Annotated in this window: 22 protein-coding genes and 1 tRNA gene; 13 read left to right on the plus strand and 10 right to left on the minus strand. The window is 68.5% G+C overall.

All coding sequences use genetic code 11. The annotated features are described in order from the left end of the window. Window positions 1-187: 187 nt before the first annotated feature. The 8 genes from BKA10_RS10975 to BKA10_RS11010 form a co-directional block, all read right to left on the minus strand. Window positions 188-724 (minus strand): DUF1697 domain-containing protein, encoded by a 537-nt coding sequence (locus BKA10_RS10975; RefSeq protein WP_183499918.1) that lies wholly within the window; start codon window positions 722-724, stop codon window positions 188-190. A 163-nt stretch (window positions 725-887) separates the two neighbouring features. Beyond that, a complete protein-coding gene (locus tag BKA10_RS10980; protein WP_183499919.1) occupies window positions 888-3,380 on the minus strand; it encodes a DEAD/DEAH box helicase in 2,493 nt (830 codons plus the stop codon). 67 nt (window positions 3,381-3,447) lie between these two features. Next, window positions 3,448-4,905 (minus strand): sodium:solute symporter family transporter, encoded by a 1,458-nt coding sequence (locus BKA10_RS10985; RefSeq protein WP_183499920.1) that lies wholly within the window; start codon window positions 4,903-4,905, stop codon window positions 3,448-3,450. Continuing rightward, window positions 4,902-5,276 (minus strand): heavy metal transporter, encoded by a 375-nt coding sequence (locus BKA10_RS10990; RefSeq protein ID WP_183499921.1) that lies wholly within the window; start codon window positions 5,274-5,276, stop codon window positions 4,902-4,904. The genes BKA10_RS10985 and BKA10_RS10990 overlap by 4 nt, the downstream gene beginning before the upstream one ends. Further along, window positions 5,273-5,989: a response regulator gene (locus BKA10_RS10995; RefSeq protein WP_183499922.1), complete on the minus strand. Its 717-nt coding sequence runs from the start codon at window positions 5,987-5,989 to the stop codon at window positions 5,273-5,275. The genes BKA10_RS10990 and BKA10_RS10995 overlap by 4 nt, the downstream gene beginning before the upstream one ends. Window positions 5,990-6,003: 14 nt before the next feature. After that, window positions 6,004-7,188 (minus strand): sensor histidine kinase, encoded by a 1,185-nt coding sequence (locus tag BKA10_RS11000; RefSeq protein ID WP_183499923.1) that lies wholly within the window; start codon window positions 7,186-7,188, stop codon window positions 6,004-6,006. 68 nt (window positions 7,189-7,256) lie between these two features. Next, window positions 7,257-7,496, minus strand: a complete 240-nt coding sequence (locus BKA10_RS11005; protein ID WP_183499924.1) for a YbdD/YjiX family protein — start codon at window positions 7,494-7,496, stop codon at window positions 7,257-7,259. 1 nt (window position 7,497) lies between these two features. Next, a complete protein-coding gene (locus BKA10_RS11010) occupies window positions 7,498-9,792 on the minus strand; it encodes a carbon starvation CstA family protein (RefSeq protein ID WP_183499925.1) in 2,295 nt (764 codons plus the stop codon). A 211-nt stretch (window positions 9,793-10,003) separates the two neighbouring features. Between BKA10_RS11010 and BKA10_RS11015 the strand changes: the two genes are divergently transcribed. The 9 genes from BKA10_RS11015 (at window position 10,004) to BKA10_RS11055 (ending at window position 17,187) form a co-directional block, all read left to right on the plus strand. Continuing rightward, window positions 10,004-10,351 carry an N-acetyltransferase gene (locus BKA10_RS11015; protein WP_183499926.1) on the plus strand — a complete coding sequence of 116 codons (348 nt, stop codon included), beginning with the start codon at window positions 10,004-10,006 and terminating at the stop codon, window positions 10,349-10,351. Next, window positions 10,348-11,337, plus strand: a complete 990-nt coding sequence (locus BKA10_RS11020; RefSeq protein WP_183499927.1) for a pirin family protein — start codon at window positions 10,348-10,350, stop codon at window positions 11,335-11,337. The genes BKA10_RS11015 and BKA10_RS11020 overlap by 4 nt, the downstream gene beginning before the upstream one ends. 66 nt (window positions 11,338-11,403) lie before the next feature. Beyond that, window positions 11,404-11,952: an ECF transporter S component gene (locus BKA10_RS11025; protein ID WP_183499928.1), complete on the plus strand. Its 549-nt coding sequence runs from the start codon at window positions 11,404-11,406 to the stop codon at window positions 11,950-11,952. Window positions 11,953-12,014: 62 nt separating this feature from the next. Beyond that, complete coding sequence (locus BKA10_RS11030; protein WP_183499929.1) at window positions 12,015-13,964, plus strand: ATP-binding cassette domain-containing protein; 1,950 nt, start codon at window positions 12,015-12,017, stop codon at window positions 13,962-13,964. Beyond that, the gene (locus tag BKA10_RS11035) at window positions 13,961-14,770 is read left to right on the plus strand and encodes a CbiQ family ECF transporter T component (protein WP_183499930.1); all 810 of its coding nucleotides are present in this window, start codon (window positions 13,961-13,963) and stop codon (window positions 14,768-14,770) included. The genes BKA10_RS11030 and BKA10_RS11035 overlap by 4 nt, the downstream gene beginning before the upstream one ends. 61 nt (window positions 14,771-14,831) lie before the next feature. Then, window positions 14,832-15,695 carry a siderophore-interacting protein gene (locus BKA10_RS11040; protein ID WP_183499931.1) on the plus strand — a complete coding sequence of 288 codons (864 nt, stop codon included), beginning with the start codon at window positions 14,832-14,834 and terminating at the stop codon, window positions 15,693-15,695. A gap of 1 nt (window position 15,696) precedes the next feature. Then, complete coding sequence (locus BKA10_RS11045) at window positions 15,697-16,251, plus strand: ECF transporter S component (RefSeq protein ID WP_183499932.1); 555 nt, start codon at window positions 15,697-15,699, stop codon at window positions 16,249-16,251. Between the two features lie 570 nt (window positions 16,252-16,821). Next, complete coding sequence (locus BKA10_RS11050; RefSeq protein ID WP_183499933.1) at window positions 16,822-17,040, plus strand: hypothetical protein; 219 nt, start codon at window positions 16,822-16,824, stop codon at window positions 17,038-17,040. Between the two features lie 74 nt (window positions 17,041-17,114). Beyond that, window positions 17,115-17,187 (plus strand) — tRNA-Arg (locus BKA10_RS11055). A gap of 104 nt (window positions 17,188-17,291) precedes the next feature. Here BKA10_RS11055 and BKA10_RS11060 read toward each other — a convergent pair. Then, a complete protein-coding gene (locus BKA10_RS11060) occupies window positions 17,292-17,681 on the minus strand; it encodes a helix-turn-helix domain-containing protein (protein WP_183499934.1) in 390 nt (129 codons plus the stop codon). A 247-nt stretch (window positions 17,682-17,928) separates the two neighbouring features. Between BKA10_RS11060 and BKA10_RS11065 the strand changes: the two genes are divergently transcribed. Further along, window positions 17,929-18,642 (plus strand): phage integrase central domain-containing protein, encoded by a 714-nt coding sequence (locus tag BKA10_RS11065; RefSeq protein ID WP_183499935.1) that lies wholly within the window; start codon window positions 17,929-17,931, stop codon window positions 18,640-18,642. On the opposite strand, the gene BKA10_RS11070 is transcribed toward BKA10_RS11065, so the two are convergent. Then, entirely contained in the window at window positions 18,639-19,886 is a 1,248-nt protein-coding gene (locus BKA10_RS11070) for an IS256 family transposase (protein WP_183499936.1), read from the minus strand. The genes BKA10_RS11065 and BKA10_RS11070 overlap by 4 nt on opposite strands. 52 nt (window positions 19,887-19,938) lie before the next feature. Between BKA10_RS11070 and BKA10_RS11075 the strand changes: the two genes are divergently transcribed. From BKA10_RS11075 to BKA10_RS11085, 3 genes are all read left to right on the plus strand, one after another. Beyond that, window positions 19,939-20,475 carry a tyrosine-type recombinase/integrase gene (locus BKA10_RS11075; protein ID WP_308221578.1) on the plus strand — a complete coding sequence of 179 codons (537 nt, stop codon included), beginning with the start codon at window positions 19,939-19,941 and terminating at the stop codon, window positions 20,473-20,475. A 58-nt stretch (window positions 20,476-20,533) separates the two neighbouring features. Then, window positions 20,534-21,001 carry a DUF1643 domain-containing protein gene (locus BKA10_RS11080; protein WP_183499937.1) on the plus strand — a complete coding sequence of 156 codons (468 nt, stop codon included), beginning with the start codon at window positions 20,534-20,536 and terminating at the stop codon, window positions 20,999-21,001. A gap of 352 nt (window positions 21,002-21,353) precedes the next feature. Next, window positions 21,354-22,457 carry a TY-Chap2 family putative peptide chaperone gene (locus BKA10_RS11085; RefSeq protein WP_183499938.1) on the plus strand — a complete coding sequence of 368 codons (1,104 nt, stop codon included), beginning with the start codon at window positions 21,354-21,356 and terminating at the stop codon, window positions 22,455-22,457. Window positions 22,458-22,566: the final 109 nt, after the last annotated feature.

Below are 22,566 nucleotides of genomic sequence, written 5' to 3' on the forward strand. Positions count from 1 at the left end.
GCTCCGGCATCCGACATCCGCTCCCGTCATCCCCCGCGACGACCTCGCATTCCCGACGGAGACACCCCCCGCGACGCACGCGGGGCGCCGTCAGCCGCCCAACGCGCTCTGCAGATCGGTGTGCGCGAAGTCATCTCCGACGTACCGCAGAGGCCTCGCCGCGTTCCTCGGCGAGCGCAGAGGCTGCTCAGCACCACTTCGCGGCGAGGGTCTGGATCACGTTCAGATTGCGGTTGGTGGCGACGCCGAGCAGCCGCGCGGCGCCCAGCGGGTCGACCGTGCCGTTCTGGTAGCCCGGAGTCAGCAGCGCGTGGGCGGCGCGGTCGCGGACGAGCATCCTGCCGTGCTCGGTGCGGGTGGCCTCGACCGCGGCACACTGCTCGACGGCCAGCGGCTCTTTGAGCAGGTACACGTAGTGCCGAGCCAGTCCGGGGTGGTCAGCGTTTATCTGCTGCGCCTCGGCGGCGAGGTCGGCGAACTCGGTGGCCGAGAACGTCACCGTGGGCACGTCGAATCCGCGGTCGGAGGCGAAGGCCTGCTCGAGCGTCGCCTCGATGCGCGGGCGCGAGCGCATGCGGGTGTCGAACCGCACGTTGCCGGTGTTGATGTGGGTCGCGACGTCTTCGAACCCGACCGAGGTGACCACACGCAGGATGTCAGCCTTCGGGAACACCCGCTTCGCCCCGAGATTGATTGCCCGGAGGAATGCGAGTCGGGTGGCCATCGACCCATTGTGCACCTCGACCGGATGATGCGACACCCCGGTGGCACCCCATCGCGGCCACGAGATTCGGAGTCCCGATGACACCCCCGCGGCCGACCCGTCGCGCGGATCGGGCCGCAGCCCCGGAGCCTGGGGACGACCTGGTCGCCGAGAACGGCACGCGTCAGAGCCGCAGCACCTCGGTGACCCGCACGACAGCCGTGCCCTGGTCGATGGATGCCGGCAGATCCACCTCCGCGCGGATGCGCCAGTCGTGGTTTCCGTCCGGGTCGTCGATGGTCTGCTCGACCCGCCACACCTCGGACTCCTCGGTGATGCGGCACATCCGCGGCGAGCGCGCGGGTCCGCCGGTGAGGATCTCGTCGTGCTCGTCGTAATACCGGTCCAGGGCGTCCGGCCAGCCGGCATCCGGATCCAGCTCGACCAGCGCATCGTCGCTCTGCAGCGCCGCGAGCTGCACCCGGCGGAACAGCTCGTTGCGCACGAGCACAGTGAACGCGCGCCGGTTCGTCAGCACCGACGGGGGAGCCGGCGGGACGACGGGGGCGGTCGGGTCGTCGACAGGATGGATCAGCGTCTCCCACTCGTCGACCAGGCTCGAGTCGACCTGACGCACGAGCTCGCCGAGCCACTCGATGACGTCCATCAGCTCGTCGGTGCGCGCGTCGGCGGGAACGGTCTGGCGGATGGCGCGGAAGGCGTCGCTGAGGTAGCGCAGCACCAGCCCCTCGCTACGACCGAGCTCGTAGAAGGAGACATATTCCGCAAACGACATGGCCCGTTCGAACATGTCGCGGACGACGGATTTCGGGCGCAGTTCGAAGTCGCGCACCCACGGCTGGCTGGAGGCGAACACCTCGAACGACTGGCTCAGCAGCTCGTCGAGCGGCTTCGGGTAGGTGACCTCTTCGAGCAGCTCCATGCGCTCCTCGTACTCGATGCCCTCCTGCTTCATCGCGCCGATCGCCTCGCCGCGCGCCTTGTGCTGCTGTTGGTTCAGGATCGCGCGGGGGTCGTCGAGCGTCGCCTCGATCACGCTCACGACGTCGAGCGCGTAGTGCCCGGTGCCCACGCCCCCGGGCGCATCCTCGGGGTCGAGCAGATCGATGGCGGCCAGCGCGAACGGCGAGAGAGGCTGGTTGAGCGCGAAGTTCGGCTGCAGATCGACGGTGAGATGGATGCCGGTATCGAGCGTCTCGACGATTCCGGCGTCCAGCAGGGTGCGGAAGATCGCGATCGCCCGGCGGGCGAGCGCATACTTCCTCGCGCGGGGCTCGTGGTTGTCGAACACGAGCGATCGGACGTTCGCGAACACATCGCCGCCGCGTCCGATGATGTTGATGAGCATCGCCGCGGTCAGCTGCAGCTGCGGCATGAGCGGCTCGGGCGGGGCCTCGATGAGCCGCTCGAACGACCCCTGTCCCCAGTTGACGACGCCGACCGGCGCCTTCTTGCGGACGATCTTCTTGCGCTTGGCGGCGTCGTCGCCGGCCTTGGCGAGGGCGACGGCGTTCTCGATCTCCCACTCCGGCGCCATCACGACGACGTTGCCGTAGGGATCGAACCCCGCCCGGCCCGCCCGGCCGGCGACCTGATGGAACTCACGGGCGGACAGCTGCCGCATCTTCGTGCCGTCGTACTTCGACAGCGCGGTGATCAGCACGGTGCGGATCGGCACGTTGATCCCGACCCCGAGGGTGTCGGTGCCGCAGATGACCCGCAGCAGGCCGCGCTGGGCGAGGGTCTCGACGAGCCGGCGGTAGCGGGGCAGCATGCCGGCGTGATGGATGCCGATACCCGCGCGCACCAGTCGCGACAGGGTCTTGCCGAATCCGGTCGTGAACCGGAAGCCTCCGATGGCGGCGGCGATCGCGTCGCGCTGCTCGCGCGTGGAGACCTTCGCCGACGACAGCGCCTGCGCACGCTCGACGGCAGCGGCCTGGGAGAAGTGCACGATGTAGACGGGCGTCTCGTGCTCTTCGAGCAGCGCGCCGACCACCTCGTGCACGGGGCGCCGCTCGTAGGAGAAGTGCAGCGGCACCGGTCGCTCCACACCGGTGATCTGCGCGACCGGGCGCTCCGTGCGACGCTCGAGGTCGGTGACGATATCGCTGACGTCGCCGAGGGTCGCCGACATCAGCAGGAACTGCGCCCGGGGCAGTGTGAGCAACGGGACCTGCCAGGCCCAGCCGCGCTCAGGGTCCCCGTAGTAGTGGAACTCATCCATGACGACCTGGTCGATCGCGGCATCCTCCCCCTGCCGCAGGGCGATGTTCGCGAGGATCTCAGCGGTGCAGCACACGATCGGTGCCTCGGAGTTCACCGACGAGTCTCCGGTGACCATGCCGACGTTCTCGGCGCCGAAGACCTCGGCGAGCGCGAAGAACTTCTCGCTCACGAGGGCTTTGATGGGCGCGGTGTAGTACGAGCGGCCACCGGCGGCCAGGCACGCGGCGTGCGCGGCCACCGCGACGAGTGACTTGCCGGTGCCGGTCGGGGTGGACAGGATCACGTGGGCACCCGAGGCGAGCTCCAGGACCGCCTCGTCCTGCGCCGGGTAGAGCGTGATGCCCTGCGCGGTGGTCCAGTCGGCGAAGCCGTCGTAGACCGCGTCCGCGGACGCGCCGGCCGGGATCGCGTCGGTGAGAGTGGTCATCCCCCGAGTCTGCCCCACGCGGGGAGCCGGGCGCTGCTCGCCGGCAGCACTCCCCGGGTCACAGCCCTCACGCGCGTTCGGGTGCGTGCAGTCGGGCGAGATAGCGGTCGGCGCGCAGCGGGGTGCCGCGGCGGTCGAGGAGCGACACGGCCACCATGACGGCGATGGCGAGGGGGATCGTCCAGGCCGCGGGCTGGGCCAGGTACGGGGCCGCGAGACCCACACCGTCGATCGCCGCGTGCACGAGCAGTGCGAGACCGCACGAGAGCGCCCCGGTGATCATGCCGGCGACCGCCCCTCTCGCGGTGAGCCGCCGCCACCACACGCCCAGCAGCACGACCGGTGACAGGCTCGACGCGGCGAAGACGAACACGACTCCGACGCTGGAGACGAGTCCGGCCGGAGCGGTCAGCAATGCGACCAGCAGCGGTACCAGCGTGCACAGTACGGCCGAGCCGCGGAAGGAGCGCACCGAACCGGAGAACACGTCCTGGCTGATCACACCGGCAAGCGAGACCACGAGCCCGGCTGATGTCGCGAGGAATGCCGCGAACGCGCCCGCGACCACGAGTGCGGTCAGCAGTTCGCCGCCGAGACCGGGGAAGACGCGCGAGGGCAGCACGAGCGCGACCGTGTCGGCGAGACCGGGTTCGGCGAGGTCGGGGGTGACCCGGCGTGCGAGCAGGCCCACGATGCTCGAGACGGCGTAGAAGATGCTCACCATCGCGATGACCAGAACGGTGGTCCGGCGCGCCGACACCCCGGTCGGGCTCGTGTAGAACCGCACGAGCACGTGGGGCAGGCCCATCGTGCCCAGCAGCAACGCCAGCATGAGCGATCCGGTCTCGTACACGTCCATGCGCGACGGGCCTGCCTCGATCGGGAAGACGACCGCCGGGTCGACGTCGTGGGGGCCGCCGCTGAGGGCGAAGAAGATGAAGATGACGGGCACCAGCAGCGCCGTCAGCTTGAGCCAGTACTGGAAGGCCTGGACGTAGGTGATCGCTCGCATACCGCCGGCGGCGACGGCGATGGCCACCAGGACGGCGACGACCACCGCACCCACCCAGGGCGGCATCCCCGCCACCACGACGAGCGTGATGCCTGCGCCGTGCAGCTGCGGCACGATGTAGAGCCACCCGATGATGAGCACCGCCGCGCTCGTGACACGGCGCGCCGCCGTCGACTCCAGCCGTGCTTCGACGAAATCCGGAATGGTGTAAGCGCCGCTGCGGCGCAGCGGTGCGGCGACGAACACCAGGACGAGCAGGTAGCCGGCCGCGTAGCCGATCGGGAACCAGAAGCCGCGCGCACCGGCGAGCAGGATCATGCCCGACAGCCCCAGGAACGTGCCGGCCGAGAGGTACTCGCCGCTGATCGCGGATGCGTTCCACACCGGCCGCACGGTGCGTGAGGCCACGAAGAAGTCACTCGTTGTCCGCGAGATGCGCAGTCCGTACACGCCGATGATGAGCGTCGCAGCGACCAGGAGGGCGACCGCGGTGAGGTCGAGGACGGCGTTCACTCGCGCTCCCGCAGTGCGCGATACAGCCGCTCGTTGCGACCCGCCGCTCGTGCGTAGAGCAGCGCGAACCCGAGGATCACCGGATAGAACGCGAACGCGTGCAGCAGCCACGACAACGGCACGCCGAGCAGCACGATGTCGTTGAGTTCGGGGATCAGCGCGATGGCAGCGGCCAGAGCGGCACCGACCACGACGAATCCCGCCACGGTGCCCAGCGCCAGCCGCAGCTGCGACCGCCGCAGGGCGCGGGCGTAGACGGCGTCCGCCTCGTCGACCGGGGCGCCGGGCAGCGCGATCCCGCGCGTCGACGGGCCCACCCGCCGCACCGTGGTGTCAGCGGTCACTCGCACGCGCCGCGGCGGGTCGGTCATCGTGCGCCTCCGGGCAGCAGCGCCTCGCGCACGGCGGGAACCAGACGCCGGCTGACCGGCACCACCACATCCCCCACCGAGACGGACGGCTCCGGTCCGGTGAGGCGCACTTCGGTGATGGATGCCGCGTGCACGAGATAGGACCGGTGGACGCGGACGAAACCGGCATCCGACCACCTCTGCTCGAGCTCCGAGATCGGAATGCGCACGAGATGACCCGACCCGTCGTCGAGGTGCAGCCGAGAGTAGTCACCCTGCGCATGCACCCACCGCACATCGCGCCGATGAACGAAGCGGACGACCGCGCCGACGGTCACCGGGAGAACCTCGTCGTCCTCTGAGTCGCCGGCACCGCCGAGTTCGAGCGCCCGATCGACGGCACGGCGAAGCCGTTCGGCGCGGACGGGCTTGAGCAGGTAGTCCGCCGCGCGCAGATCGAACGCGTCGACCGCGCGGGCCTCGTCGGCGGTGACGAAGACGACGGCCGGCGGCTCGGCCAGGCTGCGCAGCGCGCGGGCGAGTTCGAGGCCGTTCAGACCCGGCATGTGGATGTCGAGGAACGCGATCACGACCGTACGCTCCGACAGCAGACGCAGGACATCGGCGCCGGTGGATGCGGTGAGGATCTCGCCGATGCGATCATCGGCCCGCAGCACATGGGCGAGCTCGTCGAGCGCGGGCCGCTCGTCGTCGGCGACGAGAACATCGATCACGGGGTCCCCCTCACTCAGACCGGATCGGGCTGGTGCAGCGGCTGCGACTTCGGGATCCGCATCTTGACCAGGGTACCGGCGCCGGTGTTCGTCTCCACGACCAGCCCGCCGTCGGCGCCGTACAGCTGACGCAGTCGCGTGTCGACATTTCGCAGTCCGATGTGCGCACCGTCGTCGGCCGCTGTCAGCAGCGTGCGCAGCGCGCCCGGATCCATGCCCACGCCGTCGTCCTCGACGGTGATCTCGGTGTGTGTCGCCTCGTCGCGCGAGGCGATGCGGATGGTGCCGCCCGCCTCGCCGGGCTCGAGGCCGTGCCGGACCGCGTTCTCGACCAGTGGCTGCACCGACAGGAAGGGGATGACCGTGGCCAGCGTCTCGGGCGCCATGCGCAGCGTGACCTGCAGGCGGTCGCCGAAGCGGGCGCGCTCGAGCTCGAGATAGGAATGGATGCTGCGCAGTTCTTCCGCCACGGTCGTGAACTCGCCCTGACGCCGGAACGAATAACGGGTGAAATCGGCGAACTCGAGCACCAGTTCGCGCGCTCGAGTCGGATCGGTGTGGATGAATGAGGCGATCGCGGTGAGGGCGTTGTAGATGAAATGAGGGGATATCTGCGCCCGCAGCGACCGCAGCTCGGCCTCGGCGAGCGCGGCGCGCGACGCGTCGAGGTCGCCGAGCTCGACCTGTGCGGCGCACCAGTCGGCGACCTCGCCGGCCGCGCGCACGAGCGCGGCTCGCACCGGCACGGCGAACGCGACGACGGCGCCGATGACGATCCCGTCGACGGTGATGGGCGCGCCGACCGCCTCGAGCGAGTCGTTACCCTCACTGCGCGGGAACACCTGGCGGCGGCCGGTCTCGCGGACGCGTTCGGCGATACGCAGCGCCGCCGCCTCGAGCCCGGTGGGGTGCCCGTCGAGTGCGACCACGCGGCCTTCACTGACGAGCGCCACGGCGGCGCTGCCGAGCAGGACGCGCAGGTGCCGTGCGGCGGGCGCGACATCGGGTGCGACGAGACCACCGCGCAGGTGCGGAGCGGCCAGACTCGCCTGGTGGAGCGCGGCGTACGCACCCTGCTCCGCATCGCTGCCGAGATCGGTCGAGCCGCGGGCGAGGCGCCACGCGAACACGAGCAGCAGTGTCAGCACGATTCCGCCCGCGACGCCGAGCACCGCGGCGAGGACGACGGCGTCGGTCATGGCGTCAGCCTACGGACCCGGGGCGGCCGCGTGTCGACGGTGATGCACTCGACGCGAGAGGCACGCGGTCAGCAGCAGCGGGCGCCGGGGTTGCGGTCCTGGTCGTCCATCCGCTGTCGCCAGAACTGCCGCTCGGTGAGCACCTCGACGCCGGGGTGCGTGCGCCGCTGATGGGCGACGTAGGTCGCGTAGGCGCTGTCGCCCATCAGGTTGGTCATGTACCAGCGGATGCCGCGGCCCGCCCGGCCCGCGGCGGCCACGAGGGCACGCAGCGGGCGGGAGACCGCGGCATCCATTCGGTATGTCATCTCAGTGCCCGCGGCGCGCGATCTCGCGACGTTCCTGTTCGAGGATCGGCTCCCACTGCTTCTCGAGCTCGCGCTCGGACGGCGTCGGAATGAATCCCGCCGGCGCGTATCGGCGCGACGCGACAGGCGCCTCTTCGGTGTTCTCACCGCCCCCGGCGAGGATCGCCCTGATCGTGACGACCACCGCCGCGATGATCACGACGATCGCGAGCGTGACGAACACGATCGACAGCGTTCCCTGGACCGCGGTGTTGCGCATGACGGCCTCGACGACCTCGGGCGTGCCGAGGCTGTCGTCGCCGGACTCGAGCGCCGCACGGTACTTGAAGTGGTTCGCCCAGTACCCGATCGCCGGGACCGGCGAGAAGATCTTGTACAGCGAGGCCGTGATGGTGATCACCGCGGTGAAGGCGAGCGGCGCTGCCACGATCCACAGCCACTTCACGTAACTGCGCCCCCGTTTGGCGACGACCGCCATGACCACGGCGAGCGCGATCGCGGCGAGGAGCTGATTGGCGATGCCGAACAGCGGGAAGAAGGTGTTGATGCCGCCGAGCGGGTCGGTCACACCGAGGATCAGGATGTATCCCCAGCCGGCGACCATGATCGCCGTGCAGATCCACACACCCGGCCGCCACGACACGTCCCGGAACTTCGGGAAGAAGGCGCCGAGAGAGTCCTGCAGCATGAAGCGCGCCACCCGTGTGCCGGCATCGACGGCGGTGAGGATGAACAGCGCCTCGAACATGATGGCGAAGTGGTACCAGAACGCCATCAGAGCGTTTCCGCCGAGGACCTGCTGCATGATGTGCGCCAGGCCGAGGGCCAGAGTGGGCGCACCGCCGGTGCGCGAGACGATCGACTCCTCGCCGACCGCGGCGGCCGTCGAGGTGAGCATCTCGGGCGTCAACGGCGGGCCGGTCAGACCCAGCGTGTTGACGAAGGCCACCGCGCCCTCCACCGTGCCGCCGGTCAGCGCGGCCGGAGAGTTCATCGCGAAGTAGATGCCCTGGTCGATCGAGATCGCGGCGACGAGCGCCATGATCGCCACGAACGACTCCATGAGCATGCCGCCGTAGCCGATGAAGCGGGTCTGACGCTCCTTCTCGATGAGCTTCGGCGTCGTGCCCGACGCGATGAGCGCGTGGAAGCCCGACAGCGCGCCACAGGCGATCGTGACGAACAAGAACGGGAACAGCGGTCCGGAGAACACCGGCCCGAGTCCCGTTTCGGCGAACTCGGTGACCGCGGGAACCGTGATCTCCGGGCGCACCAGCACGATGGCGCCGGCGAGCATGACGATGACACCGATCTTCATGAACGTCGAGAGGTAGTCACGGGGGGCGAGCAGCAGCCACACCGGCAGGATCGCCGCGATGAAGCCGTAGATGATGATGCCCCACGCGATCGTGGTCTTGTCGAGGTGGAAGATCGCCTGGCCCCACTCGGTGCCGGCGACCCAGCCGCCGCCGATGATCGCGAACATCAGCAGCACGAACCCGATGAGCGAGACCTCGGTCACCTTGCCGGGGCGCAGATAGCGCAGATAGACACCCATGAACAGGGCGATCGGGATCGTCATGGCCACCGAGAAGACGCCCCACGGGCTCTCGCCGAGAGCATTGACGACGACGAGTGCCAGGATCGCCACGATGATCAGCATGATCAGCAGCGAGGCGATGATCGCGGCGGTGCCGCCGATGCGGCCGAGCTCCTGACGGGCCATCTGGCCGATCGTGCGGCCGCCGCGGCGCATCGAGAAGAACAGCACCAGGTAGTCCTGCACGGCACCGGCGAGCACGACGCCGACGATGATCCAGATCGTGCCGGGCAGGAAGCCCATCTGCGCGGCCAGGACCGGACCGACCAGCGGCCCCGCGCCGGCGATCGCGGCGAAGTGGTGCCCGTAGAGCACGCGGCGGTCCGTCGGCACGTAGTCCTTGCCGTCCTGCTTGACCTCGGCGGGCGTGGCGCGCCTGTCGTCGGGGCGCGCGATGAAACGCTCGATGACCTTGGAGTAGAAGCGGTAGCCGATCAGGTAGGTGCACACCGCGGCGAACACGAACCAGATCGCGTTGACGGTCTCGCCCCGCACGATCGCCAGCATGACCCAGGCCACCCCGCCCAGCAGCGCGATGATCACCCACACCGCGATCTTCAGCGGAGTCCAGCGGCCGTCTTTGGTGTGTTCGGCTTCGCTGAGAGCGACAGGGGGAAGTGCCGGGTCGGTGACGATGTCCGGCTCGTCGATATCGGGCGCGGCGCCGCGGCCACGGCGCGACGAGGATTCGGTCATGGGGGTTCTCCTTGGATGACGCAGCATTGCGTACCCCCCACGTTAGGAACAAGTCCGTGGACGAGCGAGGCGCGCGTCGGTCCGCCGCGACGAGCGGCATCGCCGGCGCGACAAGCGGTTCAGCACACCGGCATCCACCCCTCCCTGGCGCAATGCCGCCGACCACGCCTACGGTGGAGTCACCCGCGCAGGACCGAGCAGAGGAGCCGCCGTGACCGATGCCCCCGAGATCACCGTCAGCCGCAATGACGAGCGTGGCCGGTACGAGATCCACCTCGATGACACCGTCGCCGGGTTCACCGAGTTCATCGTCGATCGCGAGGGCCGCCTGGTCTTCCCGCACACGCAGGTCGACCCCGCGTTCTCGGGACGGGGCTTGGCCAAGATCCTCGTCTCGCGCGCACTGACCGATGTCGCAGCCCGCGCAGAGACGGTCGTGCCGGTGTGCCCCTACATCGTGAAGTTCCTCCACTCGAACACCATCGAGGGGCTCGACGTGCACTGGCGCCCGACGGCTGACGAAGCCGGCAGCGCAGCCATCGACGCCGCAGAGCGATGACCCGCCTGGGCGAGGGGGCGCTCGCGCAGGGCACGGATCCGCAGATCGAATCGCCCTCGCCGTGCGACGGTCCGCGCGCACTGATGCTGCACGCACGCGAAGTGCCGCTGGGCGGGGTGCGCAACATGCAGGTGCACCGCAGCCTGCCGCAGCGCGCGCTGCCGATGGTCGGCGCTTGGTGCTTTCTCGACCGGTTCGGCCCGCAGACCGCGAAGATGCGCGTGGAGCCGCATCCGCACATCGGCTTGCAGACGGTCACCTGGCCGTTCGTCGGCGACACCCGGCACCGCGATGTGCTCGGCAACGACGTCGTCATCCACCGCGGCGAACTGAACATCATGACCAGCGGCGCGGGGATTGCGCACTCCGAGTACTCGGTCGGCGACGGCGAGGCCGAGATCGATGCGCTGCAGTTCTGGGTGGCGCTGCCCGAGTCGCGCCGCCACGGTCCGCCCGCCTTCGCGCAGTACCGCGAGCTGCCGGTCGTCGACCTCGGCGACGGCGCGACGGCGGCCGTCGTCGTCGGCTCGTTCGCCGGCGTCGACTCGCCCGCGGAGATGTACACGCCGATCGTCGGCGCCGAGGTGTTCATCCCGGCCGGCGTGCGGGTCACGCTGCCCCTGAACCCGGCGTGGGAGCACGCGCTGGTCGGTATCGACGGCACACCTTCGGTGGTGACGGATGCCGCCGACGCGGTCGAGCTGGCTCCGCAAGCGCTCCTGTATCTGGGCATCGCCCGCTCGGGCATCGAGGTGGCGGCCGCCGGCGACACGACCGTGTTCCTCATCGGCGGTGAGCCGTTCGAGGCCGACATCGTCATGTGGTGGAACTTCGTCGGCCGCACCCACGAGGAGATCGTCGAGGCGCGCGAGGCGTGGGAGGCGGACACCGACCGCTTCGGCCACGTCGTCGATCACGGCGACGAGCGCATCCCCGCCCCGCCGATGCCGGGCGTGCGCCTCACGCAGCGGCGCCGGCGCCCCTGACCGGCGAGACGAATTCTCACGGACGCGGACCACCGCATCGCGCGCAGCCACGGATACGCTGGTGTCGTGGCCCGAACCTCCGCCCTCTCGACGCGCGTCCTGCTCGTATGCGCGGCGATCGGCGTCGCCACCGGGATCGCGACCGCGCTGTGGACTCCCCTCCACGGCGCCTCCGCGGGAGTGGCCATCCCCCTCTACGGACTCGTGCTCGGATTCCACGCGTTGCCGGGCGTGATCGCGCAGCAGGTGCTGCGGCTGCCCTGGGTCGCCCTGCTCACCCACGCCCTCGCCGCGCTGATCGCGTGCGCCTTCGTGCCGGTCATGACCGGGCGCTACCTTCTGGCGGCGCTGGTCTTCGGCGGCGTGCAGGAAGGTGTGTCCGCGCTCACCCGCTACCGGCACTGGGAGGCCTGGCGGTTCCTGCTGTCGGGCGTTATCACCGGCGCGGTGCTCGCCCTCCCGCTGTGGTTCGCCTTCGACGTGAGCGCGCTGGCGCCGTGGGCCGGAGTCCTGTTCGTCGTGTTCTTCCTCGTGGGACCGGTCGCATGGACCGCGGTCGGATTGGCCATCGGATCTGCCCTCCGTCGCGCCGGAGTGGCCCGTCGAACTGCTTGAGCGCCTAAGTTAGGGCAGGCTAAGCTGGCAAGGCCCGTATTCCTCCTTCGTTGGGACCGCTCGTGACCGCTGCCGCGTCCGGCGCCACCGCGGCCGACGCCCCGGATCACGCCCTCGCCGGCACCGCCGTGCTGCGCGCCGTCGACGTCGCGGTGCGACATGAGGGGACGGATGCCGCGACACCGGCATCCGCGACTCTCGAAGTTCTTCCGGGTGAACTCGTGCTGCTGCTCGGGCCGAGCGGATCGGGCAAGTCGACCCTTGCGCTCACGACCAACGGGCTGATCCCGCAGGCGGTGCCGGCCACGATGACCGGCACCGTGCACGTCGGCGGGCTCGATGCCGCGACGACGCCGGTGCCGCAGCTGAGTGCGCACGTGGGCATGGTGTTCCAGGACCCCGACGCCCAGCTGGTCACCGGCACCCTGTTCGACGAGGTCGCGTTCGGGCCCGAGAACCTCAAGCTGCCCGTCGACGAGGTGCTGTCGCGCACCGAGCGGGCGCTGCGGCAGATGGGGCTGTGGGGGCGCCGGAGCGAGAACCCCGACCGCCTCTCGGGCGGCGGCAAGCAGCGACTGGCGATCGCCTGCGCGCTGGCCCTCGGGTCCGAGCTGCTGGTGCTCGACGAGCCCACCGCGAACCTCGACCCGGCCGGTATCGAGGACGTGTACTCGGCCCTGGCCGACGTCGTCGCCGCCGGTCGCGCGGTGCTGCTCGTCGAGCACAATCTCGACGCCGTCATCGCGATCACCGACAAGGTCGTGGTCCTCGACGCCGAAGGCCGTACGTACGCGGCCGGGTCGGTCGACGAGGTGCTGCGCGCCCGGGCCGGCGAACTGCACGAGATGGGCGTCTGGCTGCCGGTATCGACCATCGCTGCGCTGCGGCTGAGAGATGCCGGCTGGGTTTTCGACCGGCTGCCACTGACCCCCGTCGAACTGCGCGATGCGCTCGACGCCGCACCCGCGGCATCCCACCCCGTCGAACTGCGCACTATCGCGCGAAGTTCGCACGATTCGGCCGAATTCCTGCGAACTTCGCGCGATTCTGCGCAGATGGGCACGCCCCAAGCCGGCCCGGCAGCGCTGCCGGCCATCGAAGTGCACAACCTGACCCTCAAGCGGGGGCGCACCGAGGTGCTCCATGACGTGAGCCTGAGAGTGGATGCCGGGGAGTTCGTCGCCGTCGTCGGGGCGAACGGCGCGGGCAAGACGAGTCTGATCCAGGCGATCGCGGGGGTGGTCGATCCGCCTCGCGGCGCGATCCGGGTGCAGGGCGTCGACCCGGCGCGCACCGACCTGCGACGGCTGTCGCGGCGCATCGGGTTCGTGTTCCAGAACCCCGAGCACCAGTTCATCGCGCACACCGTGTTCGACGAGCTCGCCCACGGGCTGCGCCTGCAGAAGCTGCCCGAAGACGAGGTGCGCGAGCGCGCTCTCGAGGTGCTGCGCCGGTTCGGGCTCGAGGGCAAGGCCGGTGTGCACCCGTTCCTGCTGTCGGGCGGGCAGAAGCGCCGGCTGTCGGTGGGCACGGCGCTGGTCGCCGGCGCCCCGATCCTGGCCCTCGACGAACCCACGTTCGGGCAGGACCGCGCCCGCGCCGACGAACTGCTGCGCCTGTTGCAGGATCTCAATGCCGAGGGCACGACCATTCTCGTCGTGACCCACGACATGCAGCTCGTAGCCGAGTACGCCTCGCGCACGGTCGTCGTCTCTGGCGGCCGCATCACGGCCGACGCCCCCACCGCCGACATCTTCGCCGACGAGGCACTGCTGCGAGGAGCCGGCCTCCGCCTGCCGCCGCTGGTCACCGCCTTGCACGGCGTCACGCGGCATCCGTCCCTCGCCACGGCGACGCGTCTGGCGGACTTGCCGGGCGGCCCGCCGACCACGCCTCCGCACCACGCGCCCACCGCCGCGCCCCCACACCAGGCGCCCACCACCGCCGCGCCGCACCAGGCGACGCCCACCCCACCGCTCAGCCGGCCCGCAGGTCCGGAGGCGACCCCGTGACCTCCGTCCTCGATCCGTACGCCACCGCGCCGGCACCCGGGCGCTTCCTGACCGGGCTGAACCCGCTCGCCAAGTTGGCCGCGCCGCTGCCCGTGATCGTGCTGCTGGTCTTCGTGCGCGACCTGGCGACCCCGCTCGCATTCATCGCGCTCAGCTACCTGCTCCTGCTGGTCGGTGCCCCGCTGGGCCGGATGGTCTGGCTTCTGCTCGGCGTCGCCCTGCCGGCTGCCGCACTCGTCATCGGACTCGGGATGTCGCTGTGGGCCGATCCGGCGGGCGTCGAACACACCGTCCCGCTCCTGTCGATCGGCTCATGGACCCTCTACAGCGGCGCCATCCAGATCGGCCTCGCGACCGGTCTGCGCCTGGCGGCGATCTTCGCGCTCGCCCTCATCGCGGGACTGACCACGACCGGGCCCGACCTGGTCCGCTCGACCGTTCAGCAGCTGCGCGTGCCGTACCGGATCGGGTACACCGCCCTGGCCGCCTTCCGCTTCGTGCCGCGGTTCGGCTTCGAGCTCGAGGTGATCCGTCAAGCGCACCGGGTCCGCGGATCGCACGGCGGGCGCGGCCCCTTCGCCGCGATCGCCCGCTGGTGGGGCTACATCGTCCCGCTGCTGGCCGGGGCCATCCGCCACGCCGAACGCGTCGCGCTGGCCATGGACGCGCGGGCGTTCGGTGCGTACGCCGACCGCACCGAGCGCTACATCGTGCCGTGGCGCATCCGTGACACCGTCTTCGTCTTCGCCTTCTGGGTTGCCTCGGCCGGCATCCTGATCGCCTTCTTCCCGTGGGTGCTCCCGTGACGGCGTTCCCGTGCTCAGGCGCCGGCATCCCCGGCATCCACCCCCACCGAAAGGACCCGGAATGGCCCGGACCAACGGCATTGTGAAGCCCGCCTCGCAGGACCTCGTGCATGTGACGGTGCTGCGGACCGAACGGCTCAGCCCGCACTGGATGCGGATCACCCTCGGCGGCGGCGAGATCGATCGGTTCACGCCGATGGGTTATGACCAATGGTTCCGCATCTTCTTGCCGCTCGGCGGCGACGAGGGGCTCGAACGCCTTCCCGCGAAGGCGCACAAGATCTTCGGGTATCTCAAGTACCTGCGCATCCCCGACGGCGTGCGGCCCGTCATGCGCAATTACACCGTGCGCGAGTTCCGCCCAGGTACGGGGGATGCCGGGGCCGAACTCGACGTCGACTTCGTGCTGCACGGGTCGGGGCCGACCGCCGGCCCGGCCTCACGCTGGGCGCAGGCAGCCGAGCCGGGCGAGAGCGTCGTGCTCATCGACGAGGGCCTGCGGTTCAACCCCGAGCGCGGCGTCGACCGGGTGCTGCTGGTCGGGGACGAGACCGCCGTGCCCGCGATCGCCGGGATCTGCGCGTCGCTGCCGGTCGATGCCACCGGGGTCGCGATCCTCGAGGTGCCCACCGCGGACGATGTGCTGGAGTTCCCGGCTCCGGCCGGCATCGACGTCCGCTGGATCGCGCGCGACGCCGACGCGAAGCCCGGAACCGCGGCGCTCGAAGCTCTGCAGGCGCTGCCCTCCCCGGCATCCGGAACGCATGCGTACATCGCCGGCGAGCAGGAGCTGCCGACCTCGGCGCGCCGGCACCTCGTCGCGCAGGGCATGGACAAGAACGCCGTCAGCTTCCTCGGCTACTGGCGGGTGGGCGCAGCATCGCCTGCGCCCAAGTCGCAGCAGGCCGTCGCTGCGGAGCACTGACGTGGGCACGGTCACCACCGCCTACCTGCTGACCTGCGCCGCGATCGGCGTCGCGTCGGCCGCGGTGCTCGCGATCGGCTGGTGGGTCTCGCTCGTGCTGTTCGCGGCCGTGCCGTTCGTGTCGGTCGGCATCGCCGGCCTGTGGGTGCTACCCGCGGTGATCGCGCTGCGGCTGATCCAGCGACCGTTCGCCGGCGTGCTCGTCGGCCTCATCTCGGGACTCGTGCTCGCGCCGTTCTACACGGTCACCGCCATCGCGACGACGCTGTTCTGGTCGGCGTTTCCCGAGCTGCCGTTCCTGGTGACCCTCTATCGGCGGTGGTCGACCTGGCTGCACTACGCCGGCGGGGCGGCAGTGGGCATCGCCTATCCGTTCCTCGCGGCGCAGTCGTTCGACCTGTGGGCCATGAGCGCGCCGCTTCTGGTCGCGTTCGTGGCGCTGTGCTTCGTGTCGTGCCTGGCCGGCACGTGGCTCGGCATCTTCATCGCCGATCGGCTGAGGGATGCCGGAGTCGCGCGCCTCGCCCGGCGCCGCGTCGCGGCGGGTCCCGCCTGACCGCGGCATCCACCCCCGACGGCGGACTTCATCCGTCGCGAAACGTCGCCAACCTGCCGGATAGCGGCACTCTGCGACGGATGACGCGGCGGCAGACGTCCGCTGACCGCGGCATCCACCCCGACAGCAGACCTCATCCGTCGCAGCGGCAGACGCATGGATGCCGGAGCCCGAGGCCCCGGCATCCGTTCCGCTGATGTGAGACGTCACTCGACCTGCGCCCAATCTGCACTACCTGATCCATGGAGGTAGCGCCCTCGCCCGAGCGACCCACTCGTGGACTCGTCAAATGACTTGATCTCTTGTACCGGCCGTCTCACCCGTACGAGACGGCATGACCTAGCCGCGACTTCACTGGCCCTACCGACCGTGATCACGTCTGGGCACGACCTGGCGTTCGTATCGTTGCGCTTTGAGAAGTATGCGTCGGTTGCCTCATCCGCGGCGCCAAGGAAATCGGGTCTTCGAGTGTCCGCATCGGACGGGCTCACCACCCTCTGGCGCTGACCGGTGTCACACGGCGCGATGCACACCGCGCATGTAAGGGGCATGACTCAAGAAGCCACCCCTATGTCCAAAACAGCCGCTGCGGCCGTGCTCGCCGAGTTCATCGCCGAGCGTGTGCGTCGCCTCGACCTCGACGACCGTGAACTCCTGGACTTCGACATCGAAGACGCCGTGCACGAGGCCAGGGCGTCCGGCCGCCGTCGGGTCAGGCGGGCAGCAGACGTTGGCCCCTCACCGCGGAGCATCCGAATCGCGTATCGCCGTCGCGCCGGTATCATCTGAGCGGGCGCCGCGGCATACCGAGCACCCTTCCCCGACGAACGGGGCTCGAGTGGGTCGAATAGGCTGGGTCAAACGCCTCCGTAGCTCAGTGGATAGAGCAACGCACTCCTAACGCGCAGGTCGCAGGTTCAAATCCTGTCGGGGGCACCTTGACGCCGCGCGTCGCGAGCTGGGTTCGTCGGTGATCCGTCGGTTATGGCTAGGCTGGCGCATAGGACGCAACTGCTCATCGAGGATCGCCCGGAGAGATGCTATGGTGTCGAGCCTCTCCGGGTATTCTCACGGATGAAGTCGTCGATGGCCTCCCGTGAGATCAGGACCCTGGAACCCACGGACGTCGACCTGATGTCGCCTCTCGTGATGAGCTTGTGGAGCGTCCCGTAGGAGACTCCAAGCGCTTGAGCAGCGTCCTTGAGCTTGAGCATCCCTCCACCGGGCCCTGCCAGCGCGCTCGCATCAAGGGCGACGGCATCCTCCGCGGCGACGATGCGCACCTCTGTTGCCTGACACTCCCACTCTCCAATAAAGGCGTAGGGACGTTCCAGCTGCTCTTTGACCTTCTGGTAGGCATCATCCTCATCGGTCGCTCGCACCCAGCGCTCGACCGTCTCGACTCGCGTTGCCACAAACTTGAATCGCATGAGCCTTCTCCTCCCTAGGCTGCGCAGACTTGCAGGAATCGCCGACAACCGCAGTGCGTACCGCTGCTCCGCATCTTCATTGCACCGCATCGGCTGGCCGAAGACAACGGACCGATGATCGGCCCAACTACCCGTCTCAATGCGTCGTCCAGATCACTCACCCGCAGGAGGTTCGCTACAACTGCATGCATTGACGCTCCCGCTACCGCGGCTCACACTGAGGTGGAAGCAGGTTTGCGAGGCCGAAATGGGCAGTATCGCGCCATACGAGACGGTGCACGGGCGCCGGTATCGCGTCCGCTACCGAAAGCCCGACAAGACCGAAACTGAGAAGCGGGGCTTCGCTTCGCTGCGGGAGGCGAAGCTCTTCTTGGCGACCGTCACCGTGTCGACGGCGACCGGTGACTACATCGACCCTGCTCTCGGCAAAGTGGCCCTGGGTAGCTTCGCTGACAGCTGGTTCCGGTCGAAGCGACCCCCCATGCTGAAGCCCTCGTCGTTTGCCGCGCTCGAGCACTCCTGGCGTGCGCACGTCGCTCCAGCGTGGTCAAATCGCGAGCTGTCCTCTATACACAGGTCAGAGGTACAAGCGTGGGTGGCGGAGCTCGCGTCCAAGCGGTCGCGTACCGTCGTGCTCCGTGCGCTCGGGGTGCTCGCCGGCATCCTGGACCTTGCCGTCGACGATCGCCGGCTGGCCGCAAATCCCGCGCGCAATCTTCGCAGCCTGCCGCGGAGAGCTCCCGCGAAACGCCGCGTATATCTATCGCACGAACAGGTGAGCGTTCTCGCCGGAAACTGTGCGCATCCGACGCTCGTATTGGTGCTCGCATACACAGGGCTGAGATGGGGTGAAGCTACGGCGTTGCGGGTACGCAATGTCAACCGAATTCGCCACCGCTTCGGTCAAGCCCCGGCGAGTGGTGTAGCGGTCGGTGATCCTTCTGCTGTTGGTTTCGGTTAGGCGCTGAGTTCGAGGACGGGCTGGTCGGTCACCTCATCTCCGGTGTCGGGGACGAGGGTGAGGCGGGACTTGGCGAGGATGTCGAGTCCGAGGTAGCGGCGTCCTTCGGCCCATTCGTCGGTCTGCTCGGCGAGGACGGCGCCGACGAGCCGGATGATCGCGTCGCGGTTGGGGAAGATGCCCACGGAGTCGGTACGGCGGCGGATCTCCCGGTTCAATCTCTCGTTCGGGTTGTTGGACCAGATCTGCTGCCAGAGCCCGTCGGGGAACCCGGTGAACGCGAGGATGTCGGCGCGGGCGGCGTCGAGGTGAGAGAAGGCGTCGGGGAGTTTCTCGTCGACGTAGTCCAGGAGCCGGTCGAACTGGGCGTTGACGGCGTCGGCGTCGGGCTGGTCGTAGACGGAGTGCAGCATCGCTTTCACTGCCGGCCACATGGCCTTCGGTGTCACGCTCATCAGGTTCGCGGCGTAGTGGGTGCGGCATCTTTGCCAGACGGCGCCGGGCAGGTTCGCCGCGATCGCCTCCACGAGGCCGGCGTGGGCGTCGCTGGTGACCAGGCGCACCCCGCCGAGGCCGCGGGCGACGAGGTCGGCGAAGAACGAGTTCCACGCCGCTCCGGTCTCGCTTGTGGCAACGCGGAGGCCGAGGACTTCCCGGTGGCCGTCGGCGTTCACCCCGGTCGCGACCAGCACGACGGCGTTGATGACACGGCCGCCTTCGCGGACCTTCATGGTCAGCGCGTCGGCGGCGACAAACGTGAACGGGCCAGCATCGCCCAGGGGGCGGTGCCGGAACTGGTCGACGTGCTCATCGAGATCCGCCGCCATCCGCGACACCTGCGACTTCGACAAGCTATGGATCCCGAGGGTCTTGACGAGCTTGTCCATCCGACGGGTCGAGACACCGGCGAGGTAGCAGTCCGCGACCACGGTGATCAGCGCGGTCTCGGCGCGCTTGCGGCGCTCGAGCAGCCATTCCGGGAAGTAGGTGCCGGTGCGCAGCTTCGGGATCTGCACGTCGATCGTGCCGACCCGGGTATCAAGGTCGCGGTGTCGGTAGCCGTTGCGCTGCGCGACACGGTCCGGGGACGCCTGCCCCCATTCCGCGCCGACAACGGCGTCCGCGTCCGCGGACAAGAGCGTGTTGATCATCGTCTGCAACAGTTGCCGCATCAGATCCGGCGACGAATCGGCGAGGGCTTCACCAAGCAGGCGGGCAGGGTCGAGAATATGAGGTGCGGTCATCGTGATGATGCCTTTCGAGTGGGATGTGAGAGTTTCCTCGAAGGATCACGCGGTGACCGCACTTCGTCGCGATCGACGAGCCGGCCACCACGGGCTACACCACTTTATGGGGCACTACTACCGCTTCAGCGTGGAGGAGAACGCAGTCCTAGTGGGTTGGCAGATACAGGTCGGCACACCGAAGAGCTCTCAACGCAGATCTGTGCCCTACCCTGAAGGTCTCGATCCACTGTTGGCGGCAGCCTGCGCCGGGAAGCCGTCAGACGGCCTGCTGTTCGGCAATGGGAATACACACATGAAGAAGGAAAACGGCGAGCGCAGCTGGTTTGCCACAGCAGTGCGCCGGGCGCAACGAATAGATCCCTCGATTCCGCGACTGACGCCCCACGACCTTCGCCACACAGCCGCATCACTCGCAATCAGCTCAGGCGCTAACGTGAAGGCCGTTCAGCGTATGCTCGGGCACGCCTCAGCGGCAATGACGCTGGACACATACGTCGACCTTTTCGACGACGACCTAGATTCAGTGGCGTCGAAGCTGAATGAGGCGATGGTGGCCGCCAGTCTGCGACACCAGGGGCCCACCTAACGGCGGCGTTCCACCTGGCATTCCACGACGACATCGAGGATAGAGCTAGCATCTCCCCGTGAGCATCGACCCGGACTTCATCTCGGCGACCGCCGACATCCAGGGCGACTACCGCTACTCGCTCACTCGAGTCTGGAATGATTCCGTCCCCCAGGTCACCTACGTGCTCCTCAACCCGAGCACCGCCGACGGGTACGAGCTCGACAACACGCTCAAGCGCTGTGTGAGCTTCGCCAAGGGCTTCGGTTTCGGGGGTATGAAGATCCTCAACTTGTACGCGTTCCGGACGAAAAGCCCAAAGATCATGCTCGCGGCCAAAGACCCCGTCGGCCCGGAAACCGACCGCGAGCTCGCCGCAGCAACTGGTACCGTCATCGCCGGCTGGGGAACGAATGCCGAACCTGCACGAGTGTTGCACGCGCTGACGCTACTCCCCCAGCTTCACGCCCTCGCCATCACGAAGGATGGCCACCCCGGCCACCCCCTCTACGTGCATAGTTCCGCTCAACTCGTCGAATGGCCGTAACTGGTTGGCCAGTCTTGTCCCGTTCCGGGCATACTGACGCCGACCTTCGAGCGACGATCGTGTTGGTGTTCGCCGCGTTGCGATGGGCTACGTGCGGACAGGTTCGCGTCGCCTCGGCACATTGCCGACGAACCGTTGCGACGCGGCGATGTACCGGGGATCCGAGGTACCCGCCAGCGTCGACGAGGCAGGGTGGGCGTACGTCTCAGACGGCGCTCCCCCGATCGACGACATCCGTGTCGGACACACCGCGTGTGGTCACTCCTGATCGTCAACGGCCGCGCGCATCTGCGAGATGATCGACCCATCCAGCAATGCGCAGAGCCAACCGAGCCGCCAAGGGAGACTGTGAATGCCGCTGATCGCGATCCACCAAGTCCGAAGGACGAAGGGCGCGCGTCCAGAGCCCGTGGGAGCGTGGGAAGTACACGGCACAACCGCCGTTCCCTACTATCCGCCTGAACACCAGAAATACCTCAAGCGCGGTGAGAAGGCGCTGCTGGAACGCCCAACAGAGTCGCTCGAAGAGTGGGTGCACTTCCTCGCCCATAAATCCCCGAGCTGGCGAATTCACAACCACAACAGCGAGTCACTCTTCGATACAGCCGACCCCGACGTTATTGCGGCGTACCGCGAAGAGCACTGGGCTTTTCACCAGCACGTCGCGCTGCTGCAGGAGAAGCAAGCTGCGATTCGTGCCGCCGCCGCTGAAGCTGCAAACGACACTGCCCACGACATGACCCCAGGCTGGGGTGCTACTCGCATCGCGCTCGCACAATCGTGGTGGATCGCATCAGAACTCGTCCGACGGCAACCTCAACTCCTTGCGTACGAGATGCACCCTGGCGGAGGACAGTACGACGTACTGTGCGTCACCGACCCCGCCTCGTTCTCGCCACACCTAGCATCCGGAGACCTACCACGCGTGATGCTGAACCGAAACGGCACACTTCAGGTCCATCAGGGCGCCAAAGCAGAAGTCGTCGCAACCTGGATCCAGGCGCTCGAATCGCCCACGCCATACAGCATCGTGAAGGACCTCGAACGGCGCGCAGGATGGCCCCCGCCCCAAACAACGCCGGCCACGACGAAGCGAGCGCTCGCCTACCGCCTCTTCGCGTCAGCGCTGACCATGACACTCAACGATCGTTTTCGGTGGGATGTAAGGAGTGAGTTCCTCGACACTTCGGAATACGGAGCGCCCCGCGCCGGCTATCTTGCTGCCTTCCCCGTAGCCGTTGAGTCCGCGAGGACGACACCTACTCTCGGAATCCCAGGCGAGCCCGAAAGCCACTTCTGGGCACTCCGCCGCGGCGCCGAGACAGTCGTCATCGTGTCGATAGACGGTCAGGCGTATTTCGCGGACGGCAAGCAGGCCGACCTCATGACCGAGTATCACAAGCACAACCGCCGCATCAATCCGACGACAGTCGCATTGCTCAAGAACTGGATCTGATATCGGGCGCTCAACGATCGTCAATGGCCTTCATCGAAGCCGTCAGTTCCTAAATGTCGCATCTGCGTCGAGAAGGATGTCATGATCAAATCCCTACGGATAGGGCGTC

Origin of the sequence: Microbacterium invictum (genome assembly GCF_014197265.1) — a bacterium.
Lineage (GTDB): Bacteria > Actinomycetota > Actinomycetes > Actinomycetales > Microbacteriaceae > Microbacterium > Microbacterium invictum.

Coding starts and splice junctions, on each gene's coding strand:
- BKA10_RS10975 (WP_183499918.1), bottom strand. CDS start 724: ATGGCCACCCGACTCGCATTCCTCCGGGCAATCAATCTCGGGGCGAAG.
- BKA10_RS10980 (WP_183499919.1), bottom strand. CDS start 3,380: ATGACCACTCTCACCGACGCGATCCCGGCCGGCGCGTCCGCGGACGCG.
- BKA10_RS10990 (WP_183499921.1), bottom strand. CDS start 5,276: ATGACCGACCCGCCGCGGCGCGTGCGAGTGACCGCTGACACCACGGTG.
- BKA10_RS11000 (WP_183499923.1), bottom strand. CDS start 7,188: ATGACCGACGCCGTCGTCCTCGCCGCGGTGCTCGGCGTCGCGGGCGGA.
- BKA10_RS11005 (WP_183499924.1), bottom strand. CDS start 7,496: ATGACATACCGAATGGATGCCGCGGTCTCCCGCCCGCTGCGTGCCCTC.
- BKA10_RS11010 (WP_183499925.1), bottom strand. CDS start 9,792: ATGACCGAATCCTCGTCGCGCCGTGGCCGCGGCGCCGCGCCCGATATC.
- BKA10_RS11020 (WP_183499927.1), top strand. CDS start 10,348: ATGACCCGCCTGGGCGAGGGGGCGCTCGCGCAGGGCACGGATCCGCAG.
- BKA10_RS11040 (WP_183499931.1), top strand. CDS start 14,832: ATGGCCCGGACCAACGGCATTGTGAAGCCCGCCTCGCAGGACCTCGTG.
- BKA10_RS11050 (WP_183499933.1), top strand. CDS start 16,822: ATGTCCAAAACAGCCGCTGCGGCCGTGCTCGCCGAGTTCATCGCCGAG.
- BKA10_RS11060 (WP_183499934.1), bottom strand. CDS start 17,681: ATGCGATTCAAGTTTGTGGCAACGCGAGTCGAGACGGTCGAGCGCTGG.
- BKA10_RS11065 (WP_183499935.1), top strand. CDS start 17,929: ATGGGCAGTATCGCGCCATACGAGACGGTGCACGGGCGCCGGTATCGC.
- BKA10_RS11070 (WP_183499936.1), bottom strand. CDS start 19,886: ATGACCGCACCTCATATTCTCGACCCTGCCCGCCTGCTTGGTGAAGCC.
- BKA10_RS11085 (WP_183499938.1), top strand. CDS start 21,354: ATGCCGCTGATCGCGATCCACCAAGTCCGAAGGACGAAGGGCGCGCGT.